The sequence below is a fragment of the Anoxybacteroides rupiense genome, assembly GCF_014196195.1.
Lineage (GTDB): Bacteria > Bacillota > Bacilli > Bacillales > Anoxybacillaceae > Anoxybacteroides > Anoxybacteroides rupiense.
In genome coordinates this window covers 270,609-296,066 of sequence record NZ_JACIDF010000002.1, presented here as the reverse complement: position 1 = coordinate 296,066, position 25,458 = coordinate 270,609, and the positions used below count along the sequence as shown (strand labels likewise).

Here is a 25,458-nt window from a genome sequence, read left to right as displayed (position 1 = left end):
CTGTTATGAAGATTAGAATTGAGGCAAACGGACATCGTCTTATCCTTCCTTTACCCATGAAGGTGGTGTTAAATGATGTGACCATCCGAATCATAGCGAGTTGTATTAAAAAGTATTCGAATGTTCCCATCAAAGAAGAATATTTAAAAGTCTTAAGAAAAGAGTTGATCAATGCGAAAATGTCATTTAGAAAACTTGTTCTTCTTGATGTATCAAGCAGTGATGGTTTTAAGATTAAAATTACACTATGAACCTCTCCCACCTTTCCTTCGTGTAGAGGTGGGAGACTTCTCGGTGCATGGTGTTAAATAAATGTTCTAACGTAAAACAGCATGAGACATTGATAAGCGAAAACCTTGACGGCAATGCTTTTGTATATCAAAGCGATTGCCGTTATTTTTATTTATCATTTGTTCTGCAGAGCATTGGCCAGCGCTAAACGGTCGGCTTCCTTAAGCCATGGAACATTCTTTTTTGTACTTGGCAGAAGGCGAGGATTTTTATTTTTATTCATTCTTACGTTTTTCATATAGTTCTTTTCATTCTTTCTGTTAGTGAACTACTCACCACTTAGCTAAAGCTTGAAGTGGGAGCTTCTCAGTTCCACGACGAAAGCCGCCTTTCGTCTCCCTGAGCGTGACTTCGGGTCGTTCCAACCCTAGATGTCCGACAATTCGGAGTTCTTTTGTACCTTGGATATTTTACGCATGGAAGGATCCGCTTGGTTTTCGCATTTTATTTTCTCCATGCAACCTCCTATATCCAGTTATGAAAGAACGACATAGGTTTATTTTACCACAGGGTCAGACAATTGAACAGGCAAAAGCCTGTCCTTGTCCGAAGTCGATTCATCTCCCACTTTCATCAAGCTTCGCAAGATTTAGAAGTGGGAGACTTCTCGACTGAAGAATGTTAAATGATCACATAAAAAAAGGAAGATTGTTGAACAATAGTAACAGCTAACGAAGTGTGTATGATGAGGTGATGAAATGAGAGGATGGTCTAAGCTATTCATCTGTATAGGCTTGCTGTTTATGTTTCATTTCCCTGCTGAGGCTTATTCTGATAGCATTCCAAAGCAAGCAGTCCATATCAAACGTGCCGAAACGTTGAAGGGGTTAGTAAATCGTTCAACGTTCATTGCGTATGGCTGGTTTGATACTTCACATCAGAAACGATCACTAGACAAATCAGTGCAAAGTGGACGGCTTGTCAATTTTGTCCAACGATTTCATGTAGACCAATATATAAAGGGGACGAATGGTAAAATCATCAACGTGTTATCCACCGGAGTTGAGCCACTTCCTGCCCCTTTAAATCCAATTAACAAGGTTTACCCAGGGCCTATGGCGGAAGGGCGGTATGTTTGTTTTTTAAAACCTGTTGAAGGAACAGAATTTTATACCATTGCCGGGGGATGGCAAGGAGTTTATCCTGTTTATGAAGGAAAAATCATTTCGTTGGAAGACGGTTTTTCAGAGTTGAACCAGTTAACCCTCAGACAATTGGAAACAAAAATCAAATCGTACTAAATTCAATGACATTTGAAGGCAGGCCTGTTTGCAATTAAAAAAATGCACGATGTCATATAAATTGAAACATCGCTCCTCTTATTGGTATGATAAAAAAAAGAAAGAAGGAGCGAGTGATATGGAATTTAACTTTCAGTTTTTTATGAATGACATTGTCCAACAAGCACGTAAAGAAATAGTGGAAGCAGGATATGAAGAGTTGCGCACGCCACAGGAGGTAGATGAAGCATTTAGCCGGAAGGGAACAACGCTTGTCATGGTGAACTCTGTGTGCGGCTGCGCGGGAGGAATTGCTCGTCCAGCCGCGGCGCATGCTGTTCACTATGATAAACGCCCAGATCATCTCGTGACTGTGTTTGCTGGTCAAGATAAGGAAGCGACGGCGAGAGCGCGTGAATATTTTGTTGGCTATCCGCCATCTTCTCCATCATTTGCTTTATTAAAGGATGGGAAGATTTGCACAATGATTGAACGCCATGAAATTGAAGGACATGAACCAATTGCCGTTGTTCAGAAGCTGCAAGCGGCCTTTGAACAGCATTGTGATGAAGTATAAAGAAGCTTATAACCAGATCTGCTCGTTTAAAACGGGCAGATCTTTTTTTGACAGTTGAATATTTTTTAAATATAAAAATAATTTTATATTTATGAAAACAGATTGCATATTTATGAAAACGATGTTATGATACAAATTGTTTTAATAACTTAAGAAAGACTAGTCTTATTACAAAAAATCATGAACTGCAGTTGAAGATGGGAGACGTCTGTCATTAGACAATTTCTAAATATGGTTGTTATGAAAGTATATAAATATAATACTTTTTGAATGGGAAGAGAAGGAGCAAAGATCATGAAAAAATGGAGAGGACTTTTGTCGCTATTATTTTGTATTCTGTTCATTAGTTTGCTTTCTGGCTGCGGGGCATCCGGATCATCTGCAGAAAAACAAAGCGAGTCAAATAAAAAAATATTGAAACTAGGCACCTCTGCTGATTATGCACCTTTTGAGTATATGGATACAGCGAAAGGGGACGAGGTCATTGGTTTTGATATTGATTTAGCAAATATGATCGCCAAAGAGCTTGGATATGAAGTCCAAGTGGTTGACATGGATTTCAATGGCTTGATTCCAGCTTTGCAATCGGGTAAGGTTGATTTCGTTTTAGCGAGTATGACCCCTACGCCGGAGCGGAAAAAAAGTGTCGACTTTTCTGATGTGTATTATGTAGCGAAAAATATGATTGTTACAAAAAAAGAAAATGGGTTAAAGACAATGGAGGACTTAAAAGGAAAAACGGTTGGAGTGCAAACAGCCTCCATTCAAGAGGGAGAGGCGAAAAAACTTGCAAAAACCATTGATATGAAGCTTGAAAGTCGCAATCGCATACCAGAGTTAATTCAAGAAATACAAGCTGGGCGTTTCGATGCGGCGATTATCGAAAATACCGTCGCCAAAGGGTATATAAAGAACAGCGGTGGCAAGTTAATGGGAACGACCATGCAGACGAGTGAGCAAGAAGCTGGCTCAGCCATTGCTTTCCCAAAAGGAAGCAAGCTAACAGACAAATTTAATCAAGTATTACAAGAAAAAATGAAGAACGGAGAAGTAGACAAGCTTATTAAAAAATGGTTTGATCAGCAGTAACTAAATTTCGTGTTGAATCGGTATTTAGTTTGAAGAACGCAGATGAAACACATGGGCCGGCGAAATCAGAACGGCAAGAAAGCCAGTGATCGGAACGAATGGAGCGGATTGGATAAAATCGAAACAGCAAACGAGGCCAAGCGCTGCTTACGGGCAAGCCTCGTTTTTTTACGGTTGATGATATATAAGGAAGGACGGGTTTGAGTGTGAGCTTAAATTTCTCTCAGTTTATCCCGACAATCCCTTTTATTTTACAAGGGATAGGGGTAACGTTAAAAATTGTGGCATCGGCAGCATTGTTGGGGTTTGCTTTCGGAATTGTTTTAGCTTTATTTAAAATCGGCAGAATCAAGCTGTTAACGTGGCTGGCAGATCTTTATACTTCCATTTTTCGCGGCACGCCGCTTGTATTGCAGCTGATGATTATTTATTTTGGCATGCCGCAAATGATCGGCTTTGAAATTGAAGCCTTTCCGGCCGCCGTGATTGCTTTTGGCTTAAACTCTGCTGCTTATATTTCTGAAATCATTCGCGCCGGCATTTTAGCGGTTGATAGCGGCCAGAGAGAGGCGGCAATGGCATTGGGCGTTCCCTATCCCCTAATGATGCGAAATATCATTTTGCCTCAAGCGTTTAAACATATTTTGCCGGCGTTAATGAACGAGTTTATTACATTGACAAAAGAATCGGCAGTTGTAACGGTCATTGGTGCGATGGATATTATGCGGCGCGCCTATATCGTTGGGGGAGACAAATATGCGTTTTTTGAACCGTTGCTGATTGCGGGAATAATTTATTACATTTTAGTGATGATTCTCACAATGCTTGGCAAAGTGATCGAGGGGAGAATGAGAAAAAGTGATTAAAGTCGTAGACCTTCATAAATCATTTGGCAAGTTGGACGTATTAAAGGGAATTACAGTAAAGATCGAACAAGGAGAAGTAGTAGCCATTATCGGACCATCCGGCTCTGGAAAATCCACGTTTTTGCGTTGTTTAAATTTGCTGGAACAGCCGACACGCGGACAAATTTGGATCGGATCGCAAGAAATTACGAATCGTCAAACAGATATGATGAAAGTGCGGGAAAAAATCGGGATGGTTTTTCAGCATTTTCATCTGTTTCCTCACATGACGGTCTTAGAGAACGTAACATATGCTCCAATCAAGGTAAAAGGGATGTCAAAAAGCGATGCAGAGACCCAAGGAATGGAGCTGCTTGGGAAGGTAGGCTTAGTGTCCAAGGCAAATGAGTACCCCAGTCGTTTATCTGGAGGGCAAAAACAGCGTGTGGCCATTGCTCGGGCGCTTGCGATGTCGCCTGAAATCATGTTATTTGATGAACCGACCTCAGCACTTGATCCAGAGATGGTGAAAGAAGTACTTGAGGTGATGAAGTCGCTTGCTTATACCGGCATGACGATGGCCGTTGTGACGCATGAAATGGGTTTTGCCCGCGAAGTGGCTGACCGCGTGCTTTTTTTAGACGGCGGCCAGCTTATTGAGGATGCACCGCCAAATGAGTTTTTTGCCTCGCCAAAAAGCAAGAGGGCTCAAGAATTTCTCGAAAAGGTGCTATAATAAAAAGGTGATCGCCGATCATCTTTTTATTTTTTTGCAGATAGAATGAGTATGGATGATGAAGAAAACGAGCCGAGAGCATTCCGTTTGCAAATATCCCTTTCTTTTTGAATCGGAGTTGGTGATGTTGGATAGAGAATGATTCGAGAAAATTTGTATATCAGGTGTATTGATTATCTAATAGAAACCAATTGACACTGCTTGTGTCTAGCTCAATCATTCCATCTTTTTAGTAAAATAATGGCTCATCAACAATTGTGTTTGTATAGCAATGCAAAGATGGAATGAACGGAAATCCACCGTCGGAAGAGTTCAGGGATCTGCCTTTTCGTCTACCTGACCAGCGAAATCAGATCAGCGCTTGCGCATGCGAGAACAGATGTTAATGCCTCAAGCTTCTATATGATGAAGTGGTTAGCATCATGACATTCACAGGGGGTGTATAGGCTGAAAATAGGATATCGCACCATTAAAACAGCGATCGGCACAACCGCTTCTATTAGTTTAGCTCAGTATTTTGGATTGCATAACTTTGTATCAGCCGGAATTATTACACTTTTATGCATTCAGGTGACGAAAAAGAAATCGCTGCAAACCGCGTGGGCCCGCTTTGCTGCTTGCATGGTAGCTATCGTGTTTTCCTTTATTTTTTTTAAAGGAATTGCTTATCATCCTGTCTCGATTGGATTGCTGCTGCTCTTTTTTATTCCGGCGACGGTTAGGCTGAAGATCACGGAAGGGATTGCGACAAGCTCTGTTATCATTCTTCATTTTTATGCGGCTAAACAATTTACCGTGCAAATTGTCATCAATGAGGTACTGTTGGTTGTGATCGGAATTGGCGTGGCTCTTATTGTCAATATGTATATGCCTAGCATCGAGAAGAAATTGAAGGAGTACCAGCGCATCATTGAAGACTTATTTCGCATTATTTTGAAGGAAGTTGTGAAGTATTTGCGGACGAACGAGAGCAGCTGGGACGGGAAAGAGCTTATGCTGGCAGCAGATATTTTACAGGAAGCGAAAATAGCGGCTTTGCACAATCTCCAAAACCATTTCTTAAGGAATGAAACAGGATATTATCACTATTTTCGAATGCGGGAAAAACAGTTTGAAATTATCGAGCGGGTGCTTCCGCTTGTGACGTCGCTTACATATACAGTGGAGCAGCGAAAAGTCGTTGCTGATTTTATTGATGAGCTGAGCGATGCCATTCATCCAGGCAATACAGCTGATCGTTTTTTGCAAAAGCTTCATGATATGAAAAAGCAATTTGAGGCAATGGAGCTTCCGAAAACGCGCGAAGAGTTTGAAGAGCGAGCGGCATTGCTTCACCTAGTGAAGGAATTGGAGCAATATTTAATCATTAAAAGCCAGTTTCATCCTGACAAATAAATCATGAATGGGGTTTTCCTTTTTGCTTCAAAATATAAGAAAAAGCAAAGGGTGAAATTATATGCGGCTACTTATGGCGATTATGCTATCATGCTCATTGCTGTGGCCGACGACATCATCAGCATCATCAGCCACCCAGCCTTTTATTATTATTAACAAGGCGACGAATCAGCTTGCTTTTATTCGAGGAGGAAGAATTGAGGCGGTTTATCCTGTGGCAACAGGTGTCACAACAGCTTTAACACCTGAAGGGCTGTTTACAGTGAAGGTAAAAGCGAAAAATCCATATTACCGAAAGAAGAGTATTCCCGGAGGTGCTCCAAGCAACCCGCTTGGAACAAGATGGATCGGCTTTGATGCAAAAGGAACCGATGGACGAATCTATGGAATCCACGGCACAAACAATTCACAATCGATTGGCCGTTATATTACGCAAGGGTGTGTGCGCATGCACAATCGGGATGTGGAAACGCTATATGAAAAAATTCCAGAAGGAACCAAGGTGTTCATTGTTCGTAGCAATGAATCATTTGCCGTGCTAGCTAGACAGCAGGGAGCGATGCGATAAAAGAAAGACGGGCGACTTTGATGGAAAAGTCGCCTCTCTTATTAAAACCACATACCAACGCCTGCTAAAATAGTTGTTAACAGCATGGTAATAAGCATTAAGTATACGACAATTTTTTGCGTTTTTTTGCGGGACATGAGATTTCCTCCCTATCTAAACATATTGCCATTTATCATTGTACCGCCATTTTAAATCGTGAACAAGCAAAAAAATAGGTCGCTCTAAAACGTGTTAGCAGGATTTTTTGTCGAAAGGTCGAATATAAATAATGTTTATGAATATTCACAGCAAAGGGGATTAGACGGATGAACGTAAAGAAAATCGACCATATCGGCATTGCGGTTTCGTCGATTGAGAAAGCGCTGCCATTTTATGTCGATACGCTGCAACTGCCGCTGGTTGGAATCGAGGAAGTCGAATCGGAAAAGGTAAAAGTAGCGTTTTTAAAGCTGGGAGAAGCAAAGATTGAACTATTAGAACCGACGGCCCCGGATAGCGCTGTTGCCGCATTTATTGAAAAGCGGGGAGAAGGAATTCATCACATTGCGCTCGGTGTCGATGACATTCAAGCTCGTATTGACGAATTAAAAACAAAGGGAATTCGCATGATTCAAGATAAACCGAAAACCGGGGCTGGGGGAGCGCTTGTGGCATTTATGCATCCGAAATCGGCCCACGGCGTGTTATACGAGCTTTGTGAAAAAACAAATGCGGGAGGTCATCAAGAATGACAGACATGTATGACAAAATTAATGAGCTCTATGACCGACGCCGAGAAATTGAATTGGGCGGCGGGGATGATAAAATTGAGAAGCAGCATGCAAAAGGAAAGCTTACTGCCCGCGAGCGCATTGATTTACTTTTAGACGAGGGGACGTTTGTCGAATTAAATCCATTTATGGAGCATCGCTGTACCGATTTTGGCCTTGAAGGAAAAAAAGGACCTGGGGATGGCGTTGTGACTGGATATGGGAAAATGAATGGAAGAACCGTATTCGTCTTTTCGCAAGATTTTACAGTTTTTGGCGGTGCGCTGGGAGAAATGCATGCCAAAAAAATCACGAATATTATGGATTTGGCGGCGAAAACAGGAGCGCCCGTCATCGGACTAAATGATTCAGGAGGCGCTCGCATTCAAGAAGGCGTTTTATCACTTGATGGATATGGGCATATTTTTTACCGAAATGCCATTTACTCTGGAGTGATTCCGCAAATTTCTGTGATTATGGGACCTTGTGCGGGCGGTGCCGTTTATTCGCCGGCGATTACAGACTTTGTTTTCATGGTGGAAAAAACGAGTCAGATGTTTATCACTGGCCCAAAAGTCATTGAAACAGTGACGGGCGAAAAAATCAGCGCTGAGGATTTGGGAGGAGCCCGTGTACATAACACAATCAGCGGTAATGCGCATTTTTCTGGAAAATCGGAGGAAGAAGTGCTAGAGGAAGTGCGTCGGCTGTTAAGCTATCTTCCGCAAAATTGTCAAGAAAAACCGCCGGCTAGCTCTGTCCCAGACGATGATGATGATCGGCCAGACTTAGCTGACGCGATTCCAGTGGATGCGGTACGTCCGTACGATGTGCGCAATGTGGTGCTTCAGGTCGTCGATGAAGGATCATTTATGGAAGTGCATAAAGACTTTGCTAAAAATATTGTCGTTGGTTTTGCTCGCATTAAAGGAGAAGTGGTTGGGCTTGTGTGCAACCAGCCGAAATTTATGGCCGGCGGTCTTGATATCGATTCGTCTGATAAAGCCTCCCGCTTTATTCGTTTTTGTGATTCATTCAATATCCCAATTATTACATTTGAAGATGTGACCGGCTTCTTTCCGGGGGTTAAACAGGAGCATGGCGGCATCATTCGTCACGGAGCGAAAATTTTATACGCCTACTCTGAAGCGACGGTTCCAAAAATCACTGTCATTTTGCGCAAAGCGTACGGCGGCGCGTACGTGGCACTAAATAGCAAAGCGATTGGAGCGGATGTTGTATACGCTTGGCCGAACGCAGAAATTGCTGTCATGGGGCCTCAAGGAGCCGCTAATATCATCTTCGCCGGCGAAATTGAGAAAAGCGCAAATCCAGAAGAAACGCGAGCACAAAAAATTGAGGAGTATCGCAATAAATTCGCAAATCCATATGTCGCCGCCAAATACGGAATGGTGGATGATGTGATTGATCCACGCGATACAAGAGTGAAGCTGATTCAAGCACTCGACATGCTCCGTCATAAGCAGGAGGAGCGTCCGCAGAAAAAACACGGAAACATTCCATTATAATTTGTGTAACACTGAGCGGTCGCTCAGAGAGGAGACAAAGTCCATTTAGGCTTTGTCTCCTGTTATTTTCCATATCGGACTAGAACGGAAAAGGAACATAGACGAGCGAAGACACAAATCAAATAAAAACGTTGATGAGCGAACGAGCGCGGCTAATGACAGGGGATGAAAGCGTTTGTCAATAGTTTGGGCGAACAGGCTGCAGCCTGTTCGCCCTTTCTTATGAAAACCAAGCGTGTAATTTTGGAATGCGTCGAATGATCAACCAATCAAAAATAAGAGCGGCTGCTAAGGAAAGAGCAACCAAAGGCATCGCAATTCCGAGGATCACGATGAGCGCTGTTACTACGCGCATGGCTTTTTTATTTTGCGGTGCCGGAGGCGTTCCTAATTTTCCTTGCGGCCGGCGCTTCCACCACATGACTACACCGCTATAAGCAATGAAGATGAGCCCAAGACAGGCAATCAGTCCTAATATTTGATTAAATAACCCAAAGTAGCGTCCCTCATGAAGAGCAATGCCAATTTCAATCCATTTAGCCATCCATCCATAATCTTTGAACCGTAAATCTGCTAGCACCTTTCCGCTGTATTGGTCGATATGCAATGTGGCTTGATCCTGCGGAAGTGTGGGGAATACCGAAACCGTATATACGCCTTTTTCTCCTTCCGGAAAATTCACTTCAAATCCAGGATGTACATTTCTCTCTTTGGCAATTTCAATGATTTTTTCAACAGGAAGTGCCGCCGGTCCATTTTCTTGGGATTGCGGAACGGGCATATTTTCAGCTGCCCAAGGCACTTTGGCTACTGATTTCGTCGGTATGGAGGATTCTGGAATGTTACCATCCCATAAACCAGAAGGATATCCAGATTGTGTAGCTGTTGCTATGCGGTTAATTTTGTCTCCCATAAACCCAGCCCAAGGCAATCCTGTTATGATGAGCAATAAAATGAAGGCAGAAAGCCAAATCGCTACGATGGAGTGGAAATCTTTCCACATTGCGCGTTTTCCGGCATGCAGGCGAATTTTGATTATTCCATATAAAGAACGGTTACGAGGCCACCATAAATAGAGGCCGGTGACTAATAGAATAATAGCCCAGCATGCAGCCAATTCAACTAAACGATCTCCGATGGTACCAGCCATGATCTCCCCGTGAAGCTTGACCACGATATTCATCAGCCTGGATTCATCTGCTAGCTTCCCTAAAATGCTCCCGTTATACGGATTGATAAAAACGGTATAGGCTTTGTTGTTCCAAACGATCCCCACTTCTGTGGAACGGTTTGCCGCATCACTTGGTTTGTAGCGTGTAATGGTGGCGCTCGGATATCGGTGTTTGACATTTGCGATTAATTCGCTTGGTGTCAGCTCCTGAGTTTCTTTTGGGATGTAATAGTAATTTTTATATAAAACGGATTCTATTTGTGGTTTAAACAAGTAAATGGCCCCTGTAATAGCCAAAAGGATGAGAAGTGGCGCAAAGATCATTCCCGCATAAAAATGCCAGCGCCATATGGATTTGTATACATCTTTTGGTGACAAGAAGGTTTTCATGATATGAATCTCCTTTTCAGCATGATATGAAAAATTTATTGGCCAGTGGAAGCATAACAGCTAGTTGTGATAAAAAAGTGAAGCTTCTATGAAGTTTTAATATGCCTATTGAGAAGCCGCTCACTTTGAAACGACGTATAGCTGGGAGAGCGGTTTATCGTTTGAAGTGGGCATAATAGAAAGGATGTGACGATTATATGACATTGATGAAACAATGGTGTATAATTTTTCTATAATAATGATTTTTACATACTAGTGCAGGGGGCTTGTTAGATGATTAATGAACAACGTTTAGTGGATGAGTTTTTAGAGCTTGTTCAAATTGATTCAGAGACAAAATATGAAGGAGAAATCGCCAAAGTATTAAAACAAAAATTTGAAGCGCTTGGACTTCATGTGATCGAAGATGATACGACAGGTCAAACAGGACATGGGGCAGGAAATTTAATTTGCACGCTTGAAGCCACAAAAGAAGGAATTGACCCTATTTACTTTACATCCCACATGGATACCGTCGTTCCGGGAAAAGGAGTGAAGCCTTCGATTCAGGATGGCTATGTTGTAACAGACGGCACGACCATTTTAGGCGCCGACGATAAAGCAGGGCTTGCGGCAATGTTTGAAGCGATCCGTGTCCTTAAAGAGCAAAATATGGCACACGGAACCATTCAATTTATTATTACGGTTGGTGAGGAATCTGGTCTTGTTGGCGCGAAAGCCCTTGATCCATCTCTGATTACGGCTAAATTCGGCTATGCATTGGACAGCGACGGAAAAGTAGGAAATATCGTGGTTGCTGCGCCGACACAGGCAAAATTAAAAGTGGTGATTCATGGGAAAACAGCGCATGCGGGGGTGGCACCTGAGCGCGGGGTATCGGCAATCACCATCGCATCGAAGGCAATTGCCCAAATGCCGCTTGGCCGCATTGATGAAGAAACGACAGCGAATATTGGCCGCTTTGAAGGCGGAACACAAACGAATATCGTCTGCGATCGCGTTAATATTTTAGCAGAAGCGCGCTCGCTCGTGCCAGAAAAAATGGAAGCACAAGTAGCGAAGATGAAAGAGGCGTTTGAACGGGTAGCAGAGGAAATGGGAGGACGTGCACATGTCCAAGTAGAAGTCATGTATCCGGGCTTCAAGTTCGGCGACGGGGATCATGTGGTAGAAATAGCGAAACGTGCTGCCGCTAAAATTGGTCGTTCGTGCGAGCTTTTGCACAGCGGAGGAGGCAGTGATGCCAATGTAATTGCTGGCTTCGGCATTCCAACCGTGAACTTAGCTGTAGGATATGAAGATATTCACACCACAAATGAGAAGATGCCAATTGAAGAGCTTGTAAAAACGGCGGAAATGGTCATTGCGATTATCGAAGAAGTAGCGAAATAAGAAAGACGGGGTGTCTTAAAAGACAGTTGGATTTAAGGCACCCTTTTATGTTACATGGGATTATGATTGGGTTTACCACTAATTTTTCCGTTTCATTTATGCGGTAGTTATATTAGGATAGTAAAGTGACCAAATGCCTTTTGCCTCGTTTATTGAACGAATGCAGTTAAATTTGGATAAGAGTTGCGGCTAGAGGAAAGCACACAGATGAAGAATACAAGCGAGCGAGCATTTCTGCTATCCATTTTCAGCTTATATTGATTTTGCGAACAGCAGTTAGAGCATATGAGAATAAACAACAAAGACTTAGATAGAAAATTTTGATATTCAGCAGAGGCTGGAGTATGATGAATATATAGTGTTTGTTGGGGAGAGAATGGAAGATGAATAAAGTAGTTGTATTTCAGCTCGGGAACGAGCAATATGCGATTCCGATCGAGCAAGTCGTTTCCATCGAAAAGATGGCGGCACCAACCGTGATTCCGCAAATGCCTGATTATATGCTTGGGGTTGTGCGCATTCGCGGTGAATTAGTGCCGGTGCTTGATATGGTGAAAATTTTATATCGTCATTCATACATCCAAACGGAGAAAACAAGATTGATTGTTGTCCAGACGGAAGATTTGGTCGTGGCGTTTATTGCCGACGATGCGAAAGAAATCCTTGATATTCCTAGCGAAGCAATAAAGAAGTTAAATATGCTCGCCTACCGGCAAACACCTTATTTTCTTGGAGTGGCCAATTTGCCGGAGCGATTGATCACTCTTATTGATGCCAACCGCCTGTTTGAGAGTCTAGAAGGAATGCAGGTGATTAAGGAGCGCATAAAAGAGAATCAATCATGAAAATAGCGCGACTGGATTGATGTGCTTATTGAATTATCAGCGGCAATGCATTTCGAGAAATTTCAACTTGTTTTTTGTCATATAGACGTCCATGATAAACGATTTTGTCACTATTGGAAAGGTGAAAATGGTGCTTTGGCGTGACAAAGGCAAGTCACCGAACTTGCTTCTGATCGTCAAAAAAATGGAATGCTGCTTTCAATAAGCTCAGTCTTCTAACTGCATCTATAATAGTGAAGAGCACGCATTCAGATGGCTGGCCAATGTAAGTGACACGCTTTTGGTTGGACAAATTTCTCGCTGTGTGCTAGAATCACGTAGAATGTTTTTAACCTTACTCCAAAAGCAGTTTCCCACTTCTAAACATGAAGGCGTGCCAGCGCCAATGAAAGTGGGAGAGGGATTGCCAACAGATAGGATCCTCTATCGTTCAAACAGACCTCTTCGGAACGAAGGAAAGCCATAAAGGTTCCTTGTGTGTGGCTTACCGTTCAGCGAACATGCACAAGGCGTTTGAAGCCTCCACCTCTAAGCGAAGCGTAGGTGAAGGGAAAGTTCACGAAATATAACACGAAATATAAAATATAAAAAGTTTTCTAGGGTTCCGTGGTTGCTTAGCAGCCAGACTGTGACCGAGAGAAAACGCACAAGCCACGCTTGTGTACACGGAGGGATAAAAGCCCGGGAGGAATGTCTTGTAGAGAGATATTTCTTTCGAGGCTTTTTATTTTTTTCTTACTAAACCATATAGAGCTGCAGCTTGGCACATGGACATTTGTATTCCGAAGGCTGAAACGTAGGTTTTTACAGATTTTTAAGTTGTATTGATATAAACAGAAGGAGGATTTAGATGATGGCGTGGATATATTTAATCATTGCTGGCCTATTTGAAATTGTGTGGGCGATCGCTTTAAAATATACATTTGGGTTTACGAGGATGATTCCATCTATCATCACCATTGCTGGAATGCTTGTCAGCTTTTATTTTTTGTCGCTTGGAATCAAAATGTTGCCGATTGGCACGGCCTATGCAATATGGACTGGAATTGGAGCGGCAGGAACGGTGATAGCCGGCATCTTGTTTTTTAATGAACCAGTTACAATTTTAAGAGTGGTTTTTTTGCTGTTACTTTTGGTTGGACTTATTGGTCTGAAATTTACATCTGGACATTAAGAAGTATGGCGTTTATGTTTACTTATCATCAAACTTCGTTTTTTCTACGGAGCTTATGTTGTTTTTCGAAGGACCTTTTCGTCACGTATCCACGTGACGAAAAGGTGAATCACGAGACTCTTCTGACCGCAGAGTTTCATAGGCACCATTCGTTCTAATGTTAACCCATCCATCGAGAAGCCTCCCTTCCTTTAACGAAGTGTAGATGGGAAACGGATAGTCCCCTCTTTGAAGTAATGTGACTGTCAAGCATGTAACATCATAAAGAAATTTAAAGGATGATCCCTTCGATTTACATTGCTAAAAGGGGCATTTTTTTAATATTTCCTTTGATGAGCTTTAATTCTTTGCCGTCGATAATTAAATCGATCATTAACCCTTGGCACACATCATGAGCGTTCTTTTTATAGTTGGATTGCAAATATTGTACACGATACCATTTTCCTTGGTATTCAAAGTACATAAAACGCCCGCGAGTGAAATCAATCCAAAATTTTGTTTGTTCTCCGTTTAGCCTCTTGATGACATATCCCCATGATCTTCCTTGTTGAGACATGGCCATTTTCGGTTTGGAAGTATTGATTGCTTGATAATATAGCTTGTTGTGAAGGTCATAAAGCATCATGATTGCGAGCGCCTCCTTTTTTCCGTTTTGTTACTATTATAGACAAGCTATGAGAATATTAGACTAGTTTTTATATACGGAAACTTGTAGTAGACGATCGGAGAGATTGTTCAAAATGCAGAGTGCAACCTGTCACGATTCGAGCCGTTCGCTATATGGTGTGGATGGAGAATGGGATAAGAGAAAGAAAACATGGGTATGGGTTTTTGCCTATACATTTTTTTCCTCCGCACATATCCTATATAGCGACATGGCAAAAAAATAATGGAAATGACATGAGGAGGAATTTTATTATGATTATGGATGAAAGACAACAATGGCCATATGGATCATATCCAGGATATGGAGGAGGATATTACCCGCACTATCCGCATGGACACCATTATCCGTATTATCCACATTATCCGTACCACCATCATCATTATCCGTATTATCCTTCTTATCCGCACTATCCATATAGAGGATACTAAAAACGGTAAAGAAAAAGAGCCCAAAATTCGGGCTCTTTTCCTATTAGGCATAGATTCATCACTTGGTTCAATGATCAGGGTTCGTTCGATTCGTGACAAGGCAAGTCATCCATCTTGGATTTTTACAGCCATCGTTTGTTCCCTTTTTCCGTTATCTTTATATAAAAGCGTAAAAAATGCATTCACAAAACTTGAATGAGAAAATGGACTGTGGTATGTTCTTTCATGAACAATTAAAAATAGAAAGGAACGTTTTACGATGGCAAAGCAGCAAATTGGTGTCATTGGTCTAGCGGTAATGGGGAAAAACCTGGCCTTGAATATTGAAAGCCGCGGATATTCAGTGGCTGTGTACAACCGTTCACCGGAAAAAACGGATGAGTTTCTAAAGGAAGCCAAAGGAAAAAATGTAATTGGTACATATAGTGTTGAAGAATTTGTTCAATCTCTTGAAAAACCGCGTAAAATTTTGCTAATGGTCAAGGCGGGAGCAGCGACAGATGCCACGATTGAGCAGTTGAAGCCACACTTAGAAAAAGGAGATATTTTAATTGACGGCGGCAATACGTATTTTAAAGACACACAGCGCCGCAATCAAGAACTGTCTGAACTTGGCATTCATTTTATCGGAACAGGCGTCTCTGGAGGAGAAGAAGGAGCATTAAAAGGTCCTTCCATTATGCCAGGAGGGCAACAGGAAGCGCATGAGCTTGTACGTCCGATTTTTGAAGCGATTGCGGCTAAAGTGAATGGAGAGCCATGCACCACCTATATCGGTCCAGATGGTGCGGGACATTATGTGAAAATGGTGCATAATGGCATTGAATACGGTGACATGCAGTTGATTGCGGAAGCCTACTTTTTATTAAAGAGTGTGCTTGGCTTGAGCGCTCAAGAACTGCATGAAGTGTTTGCCGAATGGAACAAAGGTGAATTGGACAGCTATTTAATTGAGATCACGGCCGATATTTTTACGAAAATAGATGAAGAAACAGGCAAGCCGCTCGTGGATGTGATTTTGGATAAAGCTGGTCAAAAAGGAACAGGAAAATGGACAAGTCAAAATGCGCTTGACTTGGGCGTTCCGCTTCCAATCATCACGGAGTCGGTATTTGCCCGCTTTATTTCAGCGATGAAAGAAGAGCGTGTGAAGGCGAGCCAGCTTCTTTCCGGTCCTTCTGTCGCTCCGTATGAAGGAGATCGAAAGCATTTTATCGAAGCGGTACGGCGTGCGCTTTATATGAGCAAAATTTGTTCATATGCTCAAGGATTCGCGCAAATGAAAGCCGCATCAGAAGAGTACAACTGGAATTTGCAATATGGCAACATTGCGATGATTTTCCGCGGCGGCTGCATTATTCGCGCACAATTTTTACAGAAAATTAAAGATGCGTACGATCGTGATCCACAATTGCCTAACTTATTGCTTGATCCGTATTTTAAAGAAATCGTCGAAAGCTATCAACAAGCGCTGCGCGAGATTGTTGCGACGGCAGCCATGCGTGGGATTCCTGTACCGGCGTTTGCGAGCGCTCTTGCTTACTATGATAGCTATCGGCTGGAGACGCTGCCTGCTAACTTGATCCAAGCACAGCGCGACTATTTCGGTGCTCATACCTATGAACGCATTGATAAAGAAGGAATTTTCCATACGGAATGGTTGAAGTAAACGAAAAACCCTTAGGGCAATTTGCCTTAGGGGATTTTTGATGGCAAATATATTTATCTTAATATTATTAATTTTTTGAATAAATAATCGACATGTTTTTTAAAAATTTTTATAATGCTCCTAAATCCGTAACGAGTCCACTTTGACTGTACTTCGTTTAATTTTATGTCTACCACTTTCCACAAGTATTGTTTGACCACTAATCAAGATTCATAGGAGAAAGCAAGCACTCGACAAGGACAAGCTCATCACTTGGAGTATCTGCTTCATCATAAAGTGAACGGGGAAGTCTTCCGTGATACCCACCTATTTGAAGAAGATTCATAAAAGCCAACTGCACTGTATCAATGGTTTACGAGAATTGTAAAGATGGTTCGTCACAGATTTAGATGCTCACTTGAGTAAATACATTTTTAGCATAATCCACTGAGAAATCTTTCACCTCTAAGTGAAGTGTAGGTGGGAGAGGGTTCGTCCTCATCCAATTCGCAGAGATCCAGAGTGCATCGCATACCATTCCACTCACTTCAGTAAAAAATACCTAGCAGTGACTGCGAAGCGCACCGTGGTCTATTATATATAAACAAAAATGGGAGTGTATGTATGAAATGTTGTCGAAAAAAATTTTTTTGCCCCCCCCTGAGATGCCAAGGGACTTTGATAGACCAACATTTCTAGAGGGAGGTTCATTTTTATTGATAAGGAGGTATAAAATGGCTAAGTTCATTAAAAAAATAGTAAGTGTAATCGTACTGTTTGTTACTTTTTCTATGCTGGTTCCGATACTCTCTTTTGCTGCCTATACTAATAATGATGCGTTTTTCAAAAGTGGATTGCCAAAATATGTTGTTGGTGATTGTTATGTATTCGTTTCTGATTCTGTTTCAAACTATGGTTATAGTACCTATGTATCTAATGCTAAAAGTGGATGGGGAGGAATATCAAATGCAGATGTAGACTTTTGGCCTGCTGGTAGTGCAACAGACGCTGATATTAGGGTTTATGCTGGAAACTACGGATTGGACTATGCCGGTCTTGCACAACCTTACCAAGGCGATTCTTTGGTAACAGATCCAGATGCAACAACTACCAATTGGTCATTCGTGAAAATCTACTTAAATGATTATTATATGGATTATTATAACTATACAAATGCGAATAGAAATAAAACAACAATACATGAGTTTGGACATGTGCTAGGCTTTGCGTCACCAACCTAGTGGTACAATCTCAATCATGGTTCAAGGTAAATTATCTTATAGTGGTCCTCAAGAATTAGATAAATCCAATATAGCCTATAAATATTAGTAAAAGAAATTTCTGGAGGGGGATATACGTATACTAATGAAGAAAAAACAGTTTATTTTTGGGTTTGTTCTGTTACTTGTGACAATAGCTGCGATGATAAGTTATTGGCATTTTTCAAGTGTAACTTACAATAATCAGAGTTCACAAACTAAAGTTGCCGTTTTAGATGCTGACTACGATTTGATGAATGACATTAATGAAGTAGATAGAAATGCTACTCTTATAGTAAAAGGTAAGTTTATAGGAAATCGAACTTTGAAAGAATGGGTTGATGAACCAACTAATACAGTAACTGCAACTGCTTCTAAATCTGAAATTCGAGTAGAGAAAGTTTTAAAAGGAGAATTGAAAAAGAAAGAAATTGCAGTTTATGAGCCAGCATACTTTATGAATGATACTTTTGTAAGTATTGAAGGGTATAATTTGATGCAAGAAAGACATAATTATTTATTGTTTCTAAAACCAATGATTGATGATGACACATATGTTATTGTTGGGATGTACCAAGGAAAGTATGACTTAGACTCACCTGATCCTGTAAAGCGTATTTCAAGTATTAAAGAATATAAGAACTTAAAGGATATTGAATATTTCGGTGATCATATTGAGGAATTTAACAAACTCAAAAAACAAGTAAAAGAAAAATATCAACTTAATTAAAACACGATAACTATTCAGATTATTGTTGAATAGTTTTTGAACTCCTTACATAATTTGTAAGGGAAGAGTAGTTATCTGTTATAAGTTAAGTAAAGTGAAAATGTAGCAGCAGTTGATGGAGGAAGTGGACGTGCTCTGCTCTTGTGGAGCAAAAACTATTTGGAAAAGTAGAAGTATCAAGAGTAGGATTTCGTAGCAAGCTGACTAATTATGAAAATATAGAACTGAACAATTTTATGAGGAAAATGTTAATTAGTGAGTAAGTAATATCGTGTTGAAATCATTACAGAACGAAAGCAGGCAAAAAGTAAAGTTAAATGATGAAAAGTGCATTTTGAATTAATGGAGACCGATAAAAAATGTACGGCTGTATTAAAAATGTTTGATATGAACCATCAAGAATTAAAAAACGTAAAATGATATAAATTATTGATTTTATTTTATGGATAGATTTTGTCCCCCTCACTGCATGATGAGGGGGGGTGTTTTATTGCTCAAACAAAAGAACACGTGCTGGCGCGGCATCGGTACCGACAAGTTTTAATGGGGCAGCGACCATCCAATATTCTCCGGATGGCACGTCTTTTAAACGCAGCCCTTCAATGACGATAATGCCGTGGCCGAATAATGTTTTATGAGTTGGATGTCCCGGTTGGCTGCGTTCAATGCCAAGGGCATCAATGCCAACGCCGCGAATCTGTTTTTCTGCCAAGTATTTCGCGGCATCTTCAGCTACATAAATAAACTCGAAATGGAACGCCTCTTCTAACGAATTTTTGGTTTTGAACAAGATGAAATCATTCTTTTGGATATCAAGCGCCATTAGATCTTCTTTTGAAATTTTATCTGTTACATGTGTAAGATCAAACAATTTGCATGCTCCTACTAGCTTTTCTAGCGGAATCGTTTCAAATGTTTCCCCATTTTTAACCATATGGAGCGGCGCATCGATATGAGTTCCTGTGTGTAAATCCATGTCAATCCGTGATTCGGTTACATAATCGTTCGTTACCGTCATCAGCTTCGGCTGTTTTTCAGGCTTGTTTTTATAGACGGGCATTCCCTCAAAAATCGGGGCTGTTACATCATACATTTTCATGGCGTTTCTCCTTTCATCCGACATTACTGTCCATTATAATGAATGGACCACCAATGGAATCCGTCTTTTTGCAGCAGCTCATCGGCCGCTTTTGGTCCCATTGATCCTGCTTCATAGTTTGGAAAATCAGCCGCTTTTGTGTTTGTCCATACTTCAGCAATCGGATCAATAAAGCTCCAAGATGCCGCTACTTCATCCCAATGAGTAAAATTAGTGGCATCGCCGCGCATGCAATCATAAAGCAACTTCTCATATGCTTCAGGAGTATTAATGCCGTCGATGCAGTTGTAGCAATAATCAAGCTTAATTGGCGTCGTCTTCATACTTTCGCCGCTTTTTTTAGCATTTAAATGCAATGTAATGCCCTCATCTGGCTGGATATGAATGACAAGCAAGTTTGGATGAACATTTTCACTTGTACGATAGTATAGGTTCATGGGCACATCTTTAAATTGGACTACGATTTTCGTTGATTTTTCTTTCATTCGCTTACCTGTGCGAATATAAAACGGCACGCCCGCCCAACGGAAATTATCGATCATTAATTTGCCAGCGACAAATGTCTCTGTATTGGAATCTGGATCCACATTGTTTTCTTCACGATAGCCGATCACTTCTTTTTCCCGAATGATTCCTCGTCCATATTGCCCGCGAACGAAATACTGTCCGACTTCGTCATGTGAGATAGGGCGAAGGGCACGAAGCACCTTTACTTTTTCACTGCGAATATCATCGGTTGTTAATTTGATTGGCGGTTCCATGGCCAGCAAAGCGACCATTTGCAGCATATGGTTTTGAACCATGTCCTTCAGCGCTCCTGAATGATCGTAATAGCGGCCGCGATCTTCCACCCCTAGCGTCTCGCTAGACGTAATTTGAATATTGGCGATAAATCGGTTGTTCCAAAGCGGTTCGAAAATGGCATTAGCAAAACGGATGACTTCAATATTTTGGACCATTTCTTTGCCCAAGTAATGGTCGATACGGAAAATCTCTTTTTCTGAAAACGCCTTGCGGATTTCCTTATTTAGATGCTGGGCGCTTTTTAAATCATGGCCAAACGGTTTTTCGATCACGAGCCGTTTCCATCCGTTTACATTTGTCAATCCTTCTGATTTCAGATGGGCTGTAATGGTGCCGAAAAACTCTGGTGCCATGGCTAAATAAAAAATGCGGTTACCTTCGATGTTGTATGTACTGTCCAAGCGTTCAAGCAGCTGCTTGAGTTCTTGATAGGAAGCGGTGTTCGTTACATCAAGGGAATGATAATAAAAATGTGAAATAAAGGCTTCATCAAGAAACTGCTGTTTCGTAGAGTGTTCAATGGCTTCGCTTACATAATGGCGAAAGGCGTCATCTGATAGTGAACGACGAGCGACACCGACAACAGCAAACTCTTCTGATAATTTTCCTTTTTGATACAGACTATAAATCGAAGGAAATAGTTTGCGCTTTGCCAAATCCCCTGTAGCGCCGAAGATAACGATCAGTGACTTTGGATTCACGTTGCTCACGATATGTACCTCGCTTTAGCTAAAATTGTCTCTTCAAATATTTAATTGTAGAGATTTCTGTTGCTGAACGCAAACATTTTCGACCCGAAAGGGAAAACAGTGTTGAATTGCTGCTTAAACATTGATACGCTAACAACAGACACATAAAGGAGAGGTGGGCTCATTGGAATTATCATTTTTAGGAACGGGATCAGGTGTTCCATCGAAAGGCCGAAATGTGTCGGCATTAGCTTTACAGCTGCTTGAAGAAAGAGGAGCGACATGGCTGTTTGATTGTGGTGAAGCAACACAGCATCAAATTTTACATACATCTATACGCCCAAGGAGAATTGAAAAAATTTTTATTACCCATCTTCACGGCGACCATATTTTCGGATTGCCGGGCTTGCTTGGAAGCCGCTCGTTTCAAGGCGGAGACACACCGCTTACCGTTTATGGGCCAAAGGGAATTGAAGCGTTTGTAGAAACAGCGCTTTTAGTGAGCGGAACACGGCTCAAGTATGATCTTGAAGTGATGGAGTTTGTCGAAGGAACCGTATTCGAGGACCATCAGTTTGTGGTGACGGCGCAACTTCTCGATCACGGCATGCCTTCGTACGGGTTTCGAATTGTTGAAAAGGATTTGCCGGGCACGCTACTAGTAGATAAGTTGCGTGCACTCGGCATTCGACCGGGGCCGATTTATCAGCAAATTAAACAAGGGAAGATGATCACGCTAGAAAATGGCAAGGTGATTGATGGACGCGAGTTTGTTGGACCACCACAAAAAGGGAGAGTGGTGGCGATTATGGGAGATACTCGTTATTGTGAAGCGAGCATCGAACTGGCTAAAGAGGCGGATGTGCTTGTTCATGAGGCGACGTTTGGCGCAGCGGAAGCCCAGCTGGCGCACGATTACTTTCATTCAACGACGGTGCAAGCGGCAGAAGTTGCGAAGCGGGCGGAAGCAAAGCAGCTCATCTTGACGCATATTAGCTCGCGATATCAAGGCGATATGTGCGATAAGCTTTTGGAAGAAGCAAAAGCAATTTTTCCGAACACAGCGATTGCTTCCGATTTTATGTCGTTTTCCCTTGCTAAGAAGAAGTAGATGGGTAGAGAGGAGAAGCATCAGTGGAAAAACGTCTTTATATTGTTCGGCATTGTAAAGCAGCGGGGCAGGAGTTTACGGCACCGCTAACGGAGGAGGGAGAGCAGCAGACAAACGAGCTTGTGCATTTTTTCGCAGACAAGCCGATTGATCGAATTGTTTCAAGTCCATATGTTCGTGCAGTTCAAACAATTGAACCGTTAGCGCGTCAACGGAATTTATCGATTGAACGCGATGAACGCTTCGGGGAGCGCGTGTTATTTGGGGATGGCCAGTTTACGGAGGACTGGCTCGAAAAATTTGAACGCACGTTTGTTGATTTTGATCTGGCATACAGCGGTGGGGAATCGAATCGTCAAGCCATGGAACGAGCCAAAGCAGCTATTGGGGAAGTTTTGCAGGCGGATGCGGCGCATACCGTCATTGTGAGCCATGGCAATCTAACTATATTGATGTTGCATCTGTTTGACAAACGTTATGGGTTTGCAGAGTGGAAGAGTTTATCGAATCCGGATGTGTTTGAAATTGCCATATCCGCTGGGAAAGGAGAAGTCACGCGGATTTGGCGTTAAAATGAAGAGTCAAGCTTCTCTGGAGATTGAAGAGGCTTGACTCTTTTTTTATGTTGAGTGAAGGAAAAAACACAGCTTTTACCACCCGCGCGTATACGGTATTGGTGCTTCGATGGATACGCCAAGTTCATTTGCGGCTGTTCTTGGCCAATATGGATCACGCAGCAATTCACGGCCAATAAAAATGAGATCCGCTCGTTTATTGCGTAAAATTTCTTCTGCTTGACGCCCAGAGGTGATAAGGCCGACTGCGCCTGTGGCGATATCGGCGCCGTTTCGGATCGCTTCGGCAAACGGCACTTGATAGCCCGGATAGCTGTCAATGGAGGCCGGAACGACTGCTCCAGAGCTAACATCGACTAAATCTACGCCATCTTCTTTCATTCGTTTCGCATACTTGATGTAATCCTCGACGGTCAACCCCTCTGGATGATAATCGCAAGCGGACACGCGGACAAAGAGAGGACCATCCCATACTTCTCTAACGGCAGCAATCACTTCACCTAAAAAACGATAGCGATTGTCGAATGTGCCACCATATTCGTCTGTTCGTTTATTAGATAGCGGCGATAAAAATTCATTAATTAAATAGCCGTGGGCCGCGTGAATTTCGATCACGTCAAAACCCGCTTGTTTCGCACGGCGCGCTCCGTCTTGAAACGCCTGAATGGTTTCTTCAATGTCGGTTTTCGTCATTTCCCTCGGCGTTTGCATTTTTTCATTAAACGGAAGTGCTGAAGGCGCAATAATTTCTCCTTCAATCATGGCTTTTCTTCCTGCATGAGCGAGCTGGATGCCAATTTTGGCCCCTTGTTCTTGAACGAGTGCTGTGAGCGATTGGAGGCCTTTCACATGGTCATCGCTCCAAATTCCTAAATCGCGCTCTGAAATTCTTCCTTGTGGTGTAACAGCTGTTGCCTCGACGATAATAAGTCCGACTTGGCCGACGGCACGTGCAGGGTAATGGATGAGGTGCCAGTTGCGCACAGTGCCGTCTTGCGTATCGCATGCATACATGCACATTGGCGACATGACAATTCGATTTTTTAGTGTCACTCCTCGAACATCATATGGTGAAAAAAGCATGGTTCTTCCCCTCCAAATCGTATCAGTTTCAGTTAGAATCATATCATCTCGATTTGGAAAAGAAAAACATTTTGCTTCAATGCTTTAAGAATGAATCGTGAAGCTAAGAAAACTTTTTGTCGCATCCAGTGCAGGCAGAAGAGGGAGATGCTTCCGTTCGGTCCTTTTCTTTTCGCCTGTATGAATCATTACAGTGCCAATCAGCTTCTGATTGTCGAGAGTCAGGAAGCTGGCTACCAATAGCTTGAAAGTTCCCCTCCTTTCAACAAAATGGAGGAGAGGGAGCGTCAAATGCTGGAGTGATTTCATGAGCTTGAGAGCGAGATGCTCATGCAGATGAACGAGATTTTTACCGATGGAGCGAGAGAAGGGCTTTTCCGAGCTCTTGAGAGCGTTCAGCCGCGCGTTTGATGCAGGAGATGACGGCTTCTTGATAGTGATAACGCTCAAGCACGCCGATACCTGCTTCTGTTGTCCCACCTGGGCTTGTGACTTCCTTTCTGAGCATAGCCGGTTGTTTGTCTGTTGTTTTTAACATATGGGCAGCTCCGATAATCGTTTGCAAAATCAAATCTTTCGCTACTTCACGCTCCAGCCCGATCTCATCGGCTGCCTTTTCCATCGCTTCCACCAAATAATAAACGTAAGCGGGGCCGCTTCCGGAAAGCCCTGTTACCGCGTGTAAATCTTCCTCATTGACAGCCGTGACAATTCCGACGGTTTCAAATAATGCTTGAGCTGTGGCTAAATGGCTGTCATTTGCGTAACGTCCGCATGAAATCGCGGTGGCAGATTGTCCGATCGCGGCTGATGTGTTAGGCATTGCCCGCACAACAGCTACGGGCTTTCCAATAAGAGATACGATGGTATCAGTGGTGACTCCAGCTAATACAGAGATGATCAACTGATGCTCACCAATAGCATGAGCGATAGAGGAGATGGCTTCCGCCGCATCCTTTGGTTTCATAGCCAAGATCACAATATCCGCTTCTTTCAATGCCGTGTCCTTATTGATTTCCGTCCGTACGTGATAGGTTTTTTGTATATAGGCAAGACGTTCTGTATTGCAGCGATTGGTGACAATGATTTGTTCCGGCTGATAAAGCGTTTTTGTCATGCCAGCAATCAGAGCTTCCGCCATTGAACCGGCCCCCATAAAGGCAATCGTTGTTCTTTTTTCCATGTCAATCCCTCCTGAATTTGTTTATGATCCCAATAAAAAAGCCTTTCCCGTCCTCATAAAGGACGGAAAAGGCCTTGTTTTTCCGCGGTACCACCTTTGTTGGCACAAGCAGTGCCCACCTCATAGCCGGTATCGTCGGCTGGACGGTTAGGTTTTCCTAACAGCTCATGGGATAGGTTCAATGATGAAGAGGACAATGAAGCCTTTCAGC

Annotated in this window: 26 protein-coding genes and 1 riboswitch; of the genes, 19 read left to right on the top strand and 7 right to left on the bottom strand. The window is 42.3% G+C overall.

The genetic code is table 11. The features are described 5' to 3' along the window. The first annotated feature begins 5 nt into the window (after positions 1–5). The 8 genes from GGQ95_RS05065 to GGQ95_RS05030 all read left to right on the top strand — a co-directional run bounded on the left by GGQ95_RS05065 (position 6) and on the right by GGQ95_RS05030 (position 6,721). On the top strand, positions 6–251 hold the full coding sequence (locus tag GGQ95_RS05065; RefSeq protein ID WP_066145714.1) for a hypothetical protein: 246 nt from the start codon (positions 6–8) through the stop codon (positions 249–251). A gap of 738 nt (positions 252–989) precedes the next feature. Beyond that, positions 990–1,532 (top strand): hypothetical protein, encoded by a 543-nt coding sequence (locus GGQ95_RS05060; RefSeq protein ID WP_183186448.1) that lies wholly within the window; start codon positions 990–992, stop codon positions 1,530–1,532. Between the two features lie 118 nt (positions 1,533–1,650). Next, positions 1,651–2,088: a BrxA/BrxB family bacilliredoxin gene (locus tag GGQ95_RS05055; protein WP_066146530.1), complete on the top strand. Its 438-nt coding sequence runs from the start codon at positions 1,651–1,653 to the stop codon at positions 2,086–2,088. Positions 2,089–2,382: 294 nt separating this feature from the next. Further along, entirely contained in the window at positions 2,383–3,177 is a 795-nt protein-coding gene (locus tag GGQ95_RS05050) for a transporter substrate-binding domain-containing protein (RefSeq protein WP_066145708.1), read from the top strand. A 206-nt stretch (positions 3,178–3,383) separates the two neighbouring features. Then, the gene (locus tag GGQ95_RS05045) at positions 3,384–4,043 is read left to right on the top strand and encodes an amino acid ABC transporter permease (RefSeq protein ID WP_044744682.1); all 660 of its coding nucleotides are present in this window, start codon (positions 3,384–3,386) and stop codon (positions 4,041–4,043) included. Next, a complete protein-coding gene (locus GGQ95_RS05040; RefSeq protein WP_080862337.1) occupies positions 4,036–4,758 on the top strand; it encodes an amino acid ABC transporter ATP-binding protein in 723 nt (240 codons plus the stop codon). Before GGQ95_RS05045 ends, GGQ95_RS05040 begins: the two co-directional genes overlap by 8 nt. A gap of 447 nt (positions 4,759–5,205) precedes the next feature. Beyond that, positions 5,206–6,153, top strand: a complete 948-nt coding sequence (locus GGQ95_RS05035) for an aromatic acid exporter family protein (RefSeq protein ID WP_066146527.1) — start codon at positions 5,206–5,208, stop codon at positions 6,151–6,153. A gap of 61 nt (positions 6,154–6,214) precedes the next feature. Beyond that, positions 6,215–6,721, top strand: coding sequence for a L,D-transpeptidase (locus GGQ95_RS05030; RefSeq protein ID WP_066145703.1), 507 nt, complete (start codon positions 6,215–6,217; stop codon positions 6,719–6,721). Positions 6,722–6,762: 41 nt separating this feature from the next. Here the strand turns inward: GGQ95_RS05030 and prli42 are convergent, their stop codons facing one another. Beyond that, positions 6,763–6,858 carry a stressosome-associated protein Prli42 gene (gene prli42 / locus GGQ95_RS05025; protein WP_149917071.1) on the bottom strand — a complete coding sequence of 32 codons (96 nt, stop codon included), beginning with the start codon at positions 6,856–6,858 and terminating at the stop codon, positions 6,763–6,765. Positions 6,859–7,026: 168 nt separating this feature from the next. On the opposite strand from prli42, the gene mce reads away from it, so the two are divergent. Further along, the gene (mce, locus tag GGQ95_RS05020; RefSeq protein ID WP_044744441.1) at positions 7,027–7,452 is read left to right on the top strand and encodes a methylmalonyl-CoA epimerase; all 426 of its coding nucleotides are present in this window, start codon (positions 7,027–7,029) and stop codon (positions 7,450–7,452) included. Beyond that, the gene (locus GGQ95_RS05015; protein ID WP_044744440.1) at positions 7,449–8,999 is read left to right on the top strand and encodes an acyl-CoA carboxylase subunit beta; all 1,551 of its coding nucleotides are present in this window, start codon (positions 7,449–7,451) and stop codon (positions 8,997–8,999) included. Before mce ends, GGQ95_RS05015 begins: the two co-directional genes overlap by 4 nt. A gap of 220 nt (positions 9,000–9,219) precedes the next feature. Here GGQ95_RS05015 and GGQ95_RS05010 read toward each other — a convergent pair whose 3' ends face one another. Continuing rightward, positions 9,220–10,560, bottom strand: a complete 1,341-nt coding sequence (locus GGQ95_RS05010) for a PepSY-associated TM helix domain-containing protein (RefSeq protein WP_159720114.1) — start codon at positions 10,558–10,560, stop codon at positions 9,220–9,222. Positions 10,561–10,833: 273 nt separating this feature from the next. On the opposite strand from GGQ95_RS05010, the gene GGQ95_RS05005 reads away from it, so the two are divergent. The 3 genes from GGQ95_RS05005 (at position 10,834) to GGQ95_RS04995 (ending at position 13,971) form a co-directional block, all read left to right on the top strand. Next, positions 10,834–11,952, top strand: a complete 1,119-nt coding sequence (locus tag GGQ95_RS05005; protein ID WP_159720113.1) for a tripeptidase T — start codon at positions 10,834–10,836, stop codon at positions 11,950–11,952. 383 nt (positions 11,953–12,335) lie between these two features. After that, a complete protein-coding gene (locus GGQ95_RS05000; RefSeq protein WP_183186447.1) occupies positions 12,336–12,797 on the top strand; it encodes a chemotaxis protein CheW in 462 nt (153 codons plus the stop codon). A 585-nt stretch (positions 12,798–13,382) separates the two neighbouring features. Continuing rightward, a riboswitch (guanidine-I (ykkC/yxkD leader) is annotated at positions 13,383–13,487 on the top strand. 163 nt (positions 13,488–13,650) lie between these two features. After that, complete coding sequence (locus GGQ95_RS04995; protein ID WP_066146524.1) at positions 13,651–13,971, top strand: DMT family transporter; 321 nt, start codon at positions 13,651–13,653, stop codon at positions 13,969–13,971. Between the two features lie 292 nt (positions 13,972–14,263). Here GGQ95_RS04995 and GGQ95_RS04990 read toward each other — a convergent pair whose 3' ends face one another. Next, a complete protein-coding gene (locus GGQ95_RS04990; protein ID WP_066145691.1) occupies positions 14,264–14,596 on the bottom strand; it encodes a hypothetical protein in 333 nt (110 codons plus the stop codon). A 293-nt stretch (positions 14,597–14,889) separates the two neighbouring features. On the opposite strand from GGQ95_RS04990, the gene GGQ95_RS04985 reads away from it, so the two are divergent. From GGQ95_RS04985 to GGQ95_RS04970, 4 genes are all read left to right on the top strand, one after another. Continuing rightward, positions 14,890–15,066, top strand: coding sequence for a hypothetical protein (locus GGQ95_RS04985; protein WP_156450475.1), 177 nt, complete (start codon positions 14,890–14,892; stop codon positions 15,064–15,066). Positions 15,067–15,325: 259 nt separating this feature from the next. Further along, positions 15,326–16,735, top strand: a complete 1,410-nt coding sequence (gene gnd, locus GGQ95_RS04980; RefSeq protein ID WP_066145685.1) for an NADP-dependent phosphogluconate dehydrogenase — start codon at positions 15,326–15,328, stop codon at positions 16,733–16,735. Between the two features lie 713 nt (positions 16,736–17,448). Next, complete coding sequence (locus GGQ95_RS04975; RefSeq protein ID WP_066145682.1) at positions 17,449–17,955, top strand: hypothetical protein; 507 nt, start codon at positions 17,449–17,451, stop codon at positions 17,953–17,955. Positions 17,956–18,079: 124 nt separating this feature from the next. Beyond that, positions 18,080–18,703, top strand: coding sequence for a hypothetical protein (locus GGQ95_RS04970; RefSeq protein WP_066145679.1), 624 nt, complete (start codon positions 18,080–18,082; stop codon positions 18,701–18,703). Positions 18,704–19,190: 487 nt separating this feature from the next. Here GGQ95_RS04970 and GGQ95_RS04965 read toward each other — a convergent pair whose 3' ends face one another. Beyond that, entirely contained in the window at positions 19,191–19,802 is a 612-nt protein-coding gene (locus tag GGQ95_RS04965; protein ID WP_044744431.1) for a cyclase family protein, read from the bottom strand. 23 nt (positions 19,803–19,825) lie between these two features. Then, positions 19,826–21,316, bottom strand: a complete 1,491-nt coding sequence (gene zwf, locus GGQ95_RS04960; RefSeq protein WP_066145676.1) for a glucose-6-phosphate dehydrogenase — start codon at positions 21,314–21,316, stop codon at positions 19,826–19,828. A gap of 163 nt (positions 21,317–21,479) precedes the next feature. Here zwf and rnz point away from each other — a divergent pair, with 163 nt between their 5' ends. Together rnz and GGQ95_RS04950 are read left to right on the top strand one after the other, a co-directional pair. After that, on the top strand, positions 21,480–22,406 hold the full coding sequence (gene rnz / locus GGQ95_RS04955) for a ribonuclease Z (protein WP_066145673.1): 927 nt from the start codon (positions 21,480–21,482) through the stop codon (positions 22,404–22,406). Between the two features lie 23 nt (positions 22,407–22,429). After that, positions 22,430–22,978 carry a histidine phosphatase family protein gene (locus tag GGQ95_RS04950; RefSeq protein ID WP_066145670.1) on the top strand — a complete coding sequence of 183 codons (549 nt, stop codon included), beginning with the start codon at positions 22,430–22,432 and terminating at the stop codon, positions 22,976–22,978. A 78-nt stretch (positions 22,979–23,056) separates the two neighbouring features. Here the strand turns inward: GGQ95_RS04950 and namA are convergent, their stop codons facing one another. Both namA and proI read right to left on the bottom strand, forming a co-directional pair. After that, positions 23,057–24,106 (bottom strand): NADPH dehydrogenase NamA, encoded by a 1,050-nt coding sequence (namA, locus tag GGQ95_RS04945; protein WP_231734571.1) that lies wholly within the window; start codon positions 24,104–24,106, stop codon positions 23,057–23,059. A gap of 307 nt (positions 24,107–24,413) precedes the next feature. After that, positions 24,414–25,247 (bottom strand): pyrroline-5-carboxylate reductase ProI, encoded by an 834-nt coding sequence (gene proI, locus GGQ95_RS04940; protein ID WP_066145668.1) that lies wholly within the window; start codon positions 25,245–25,247, stop codon positions 24,414–24,416. Positions 25,248–25,458: the final 211 nt, after the last annotated feature.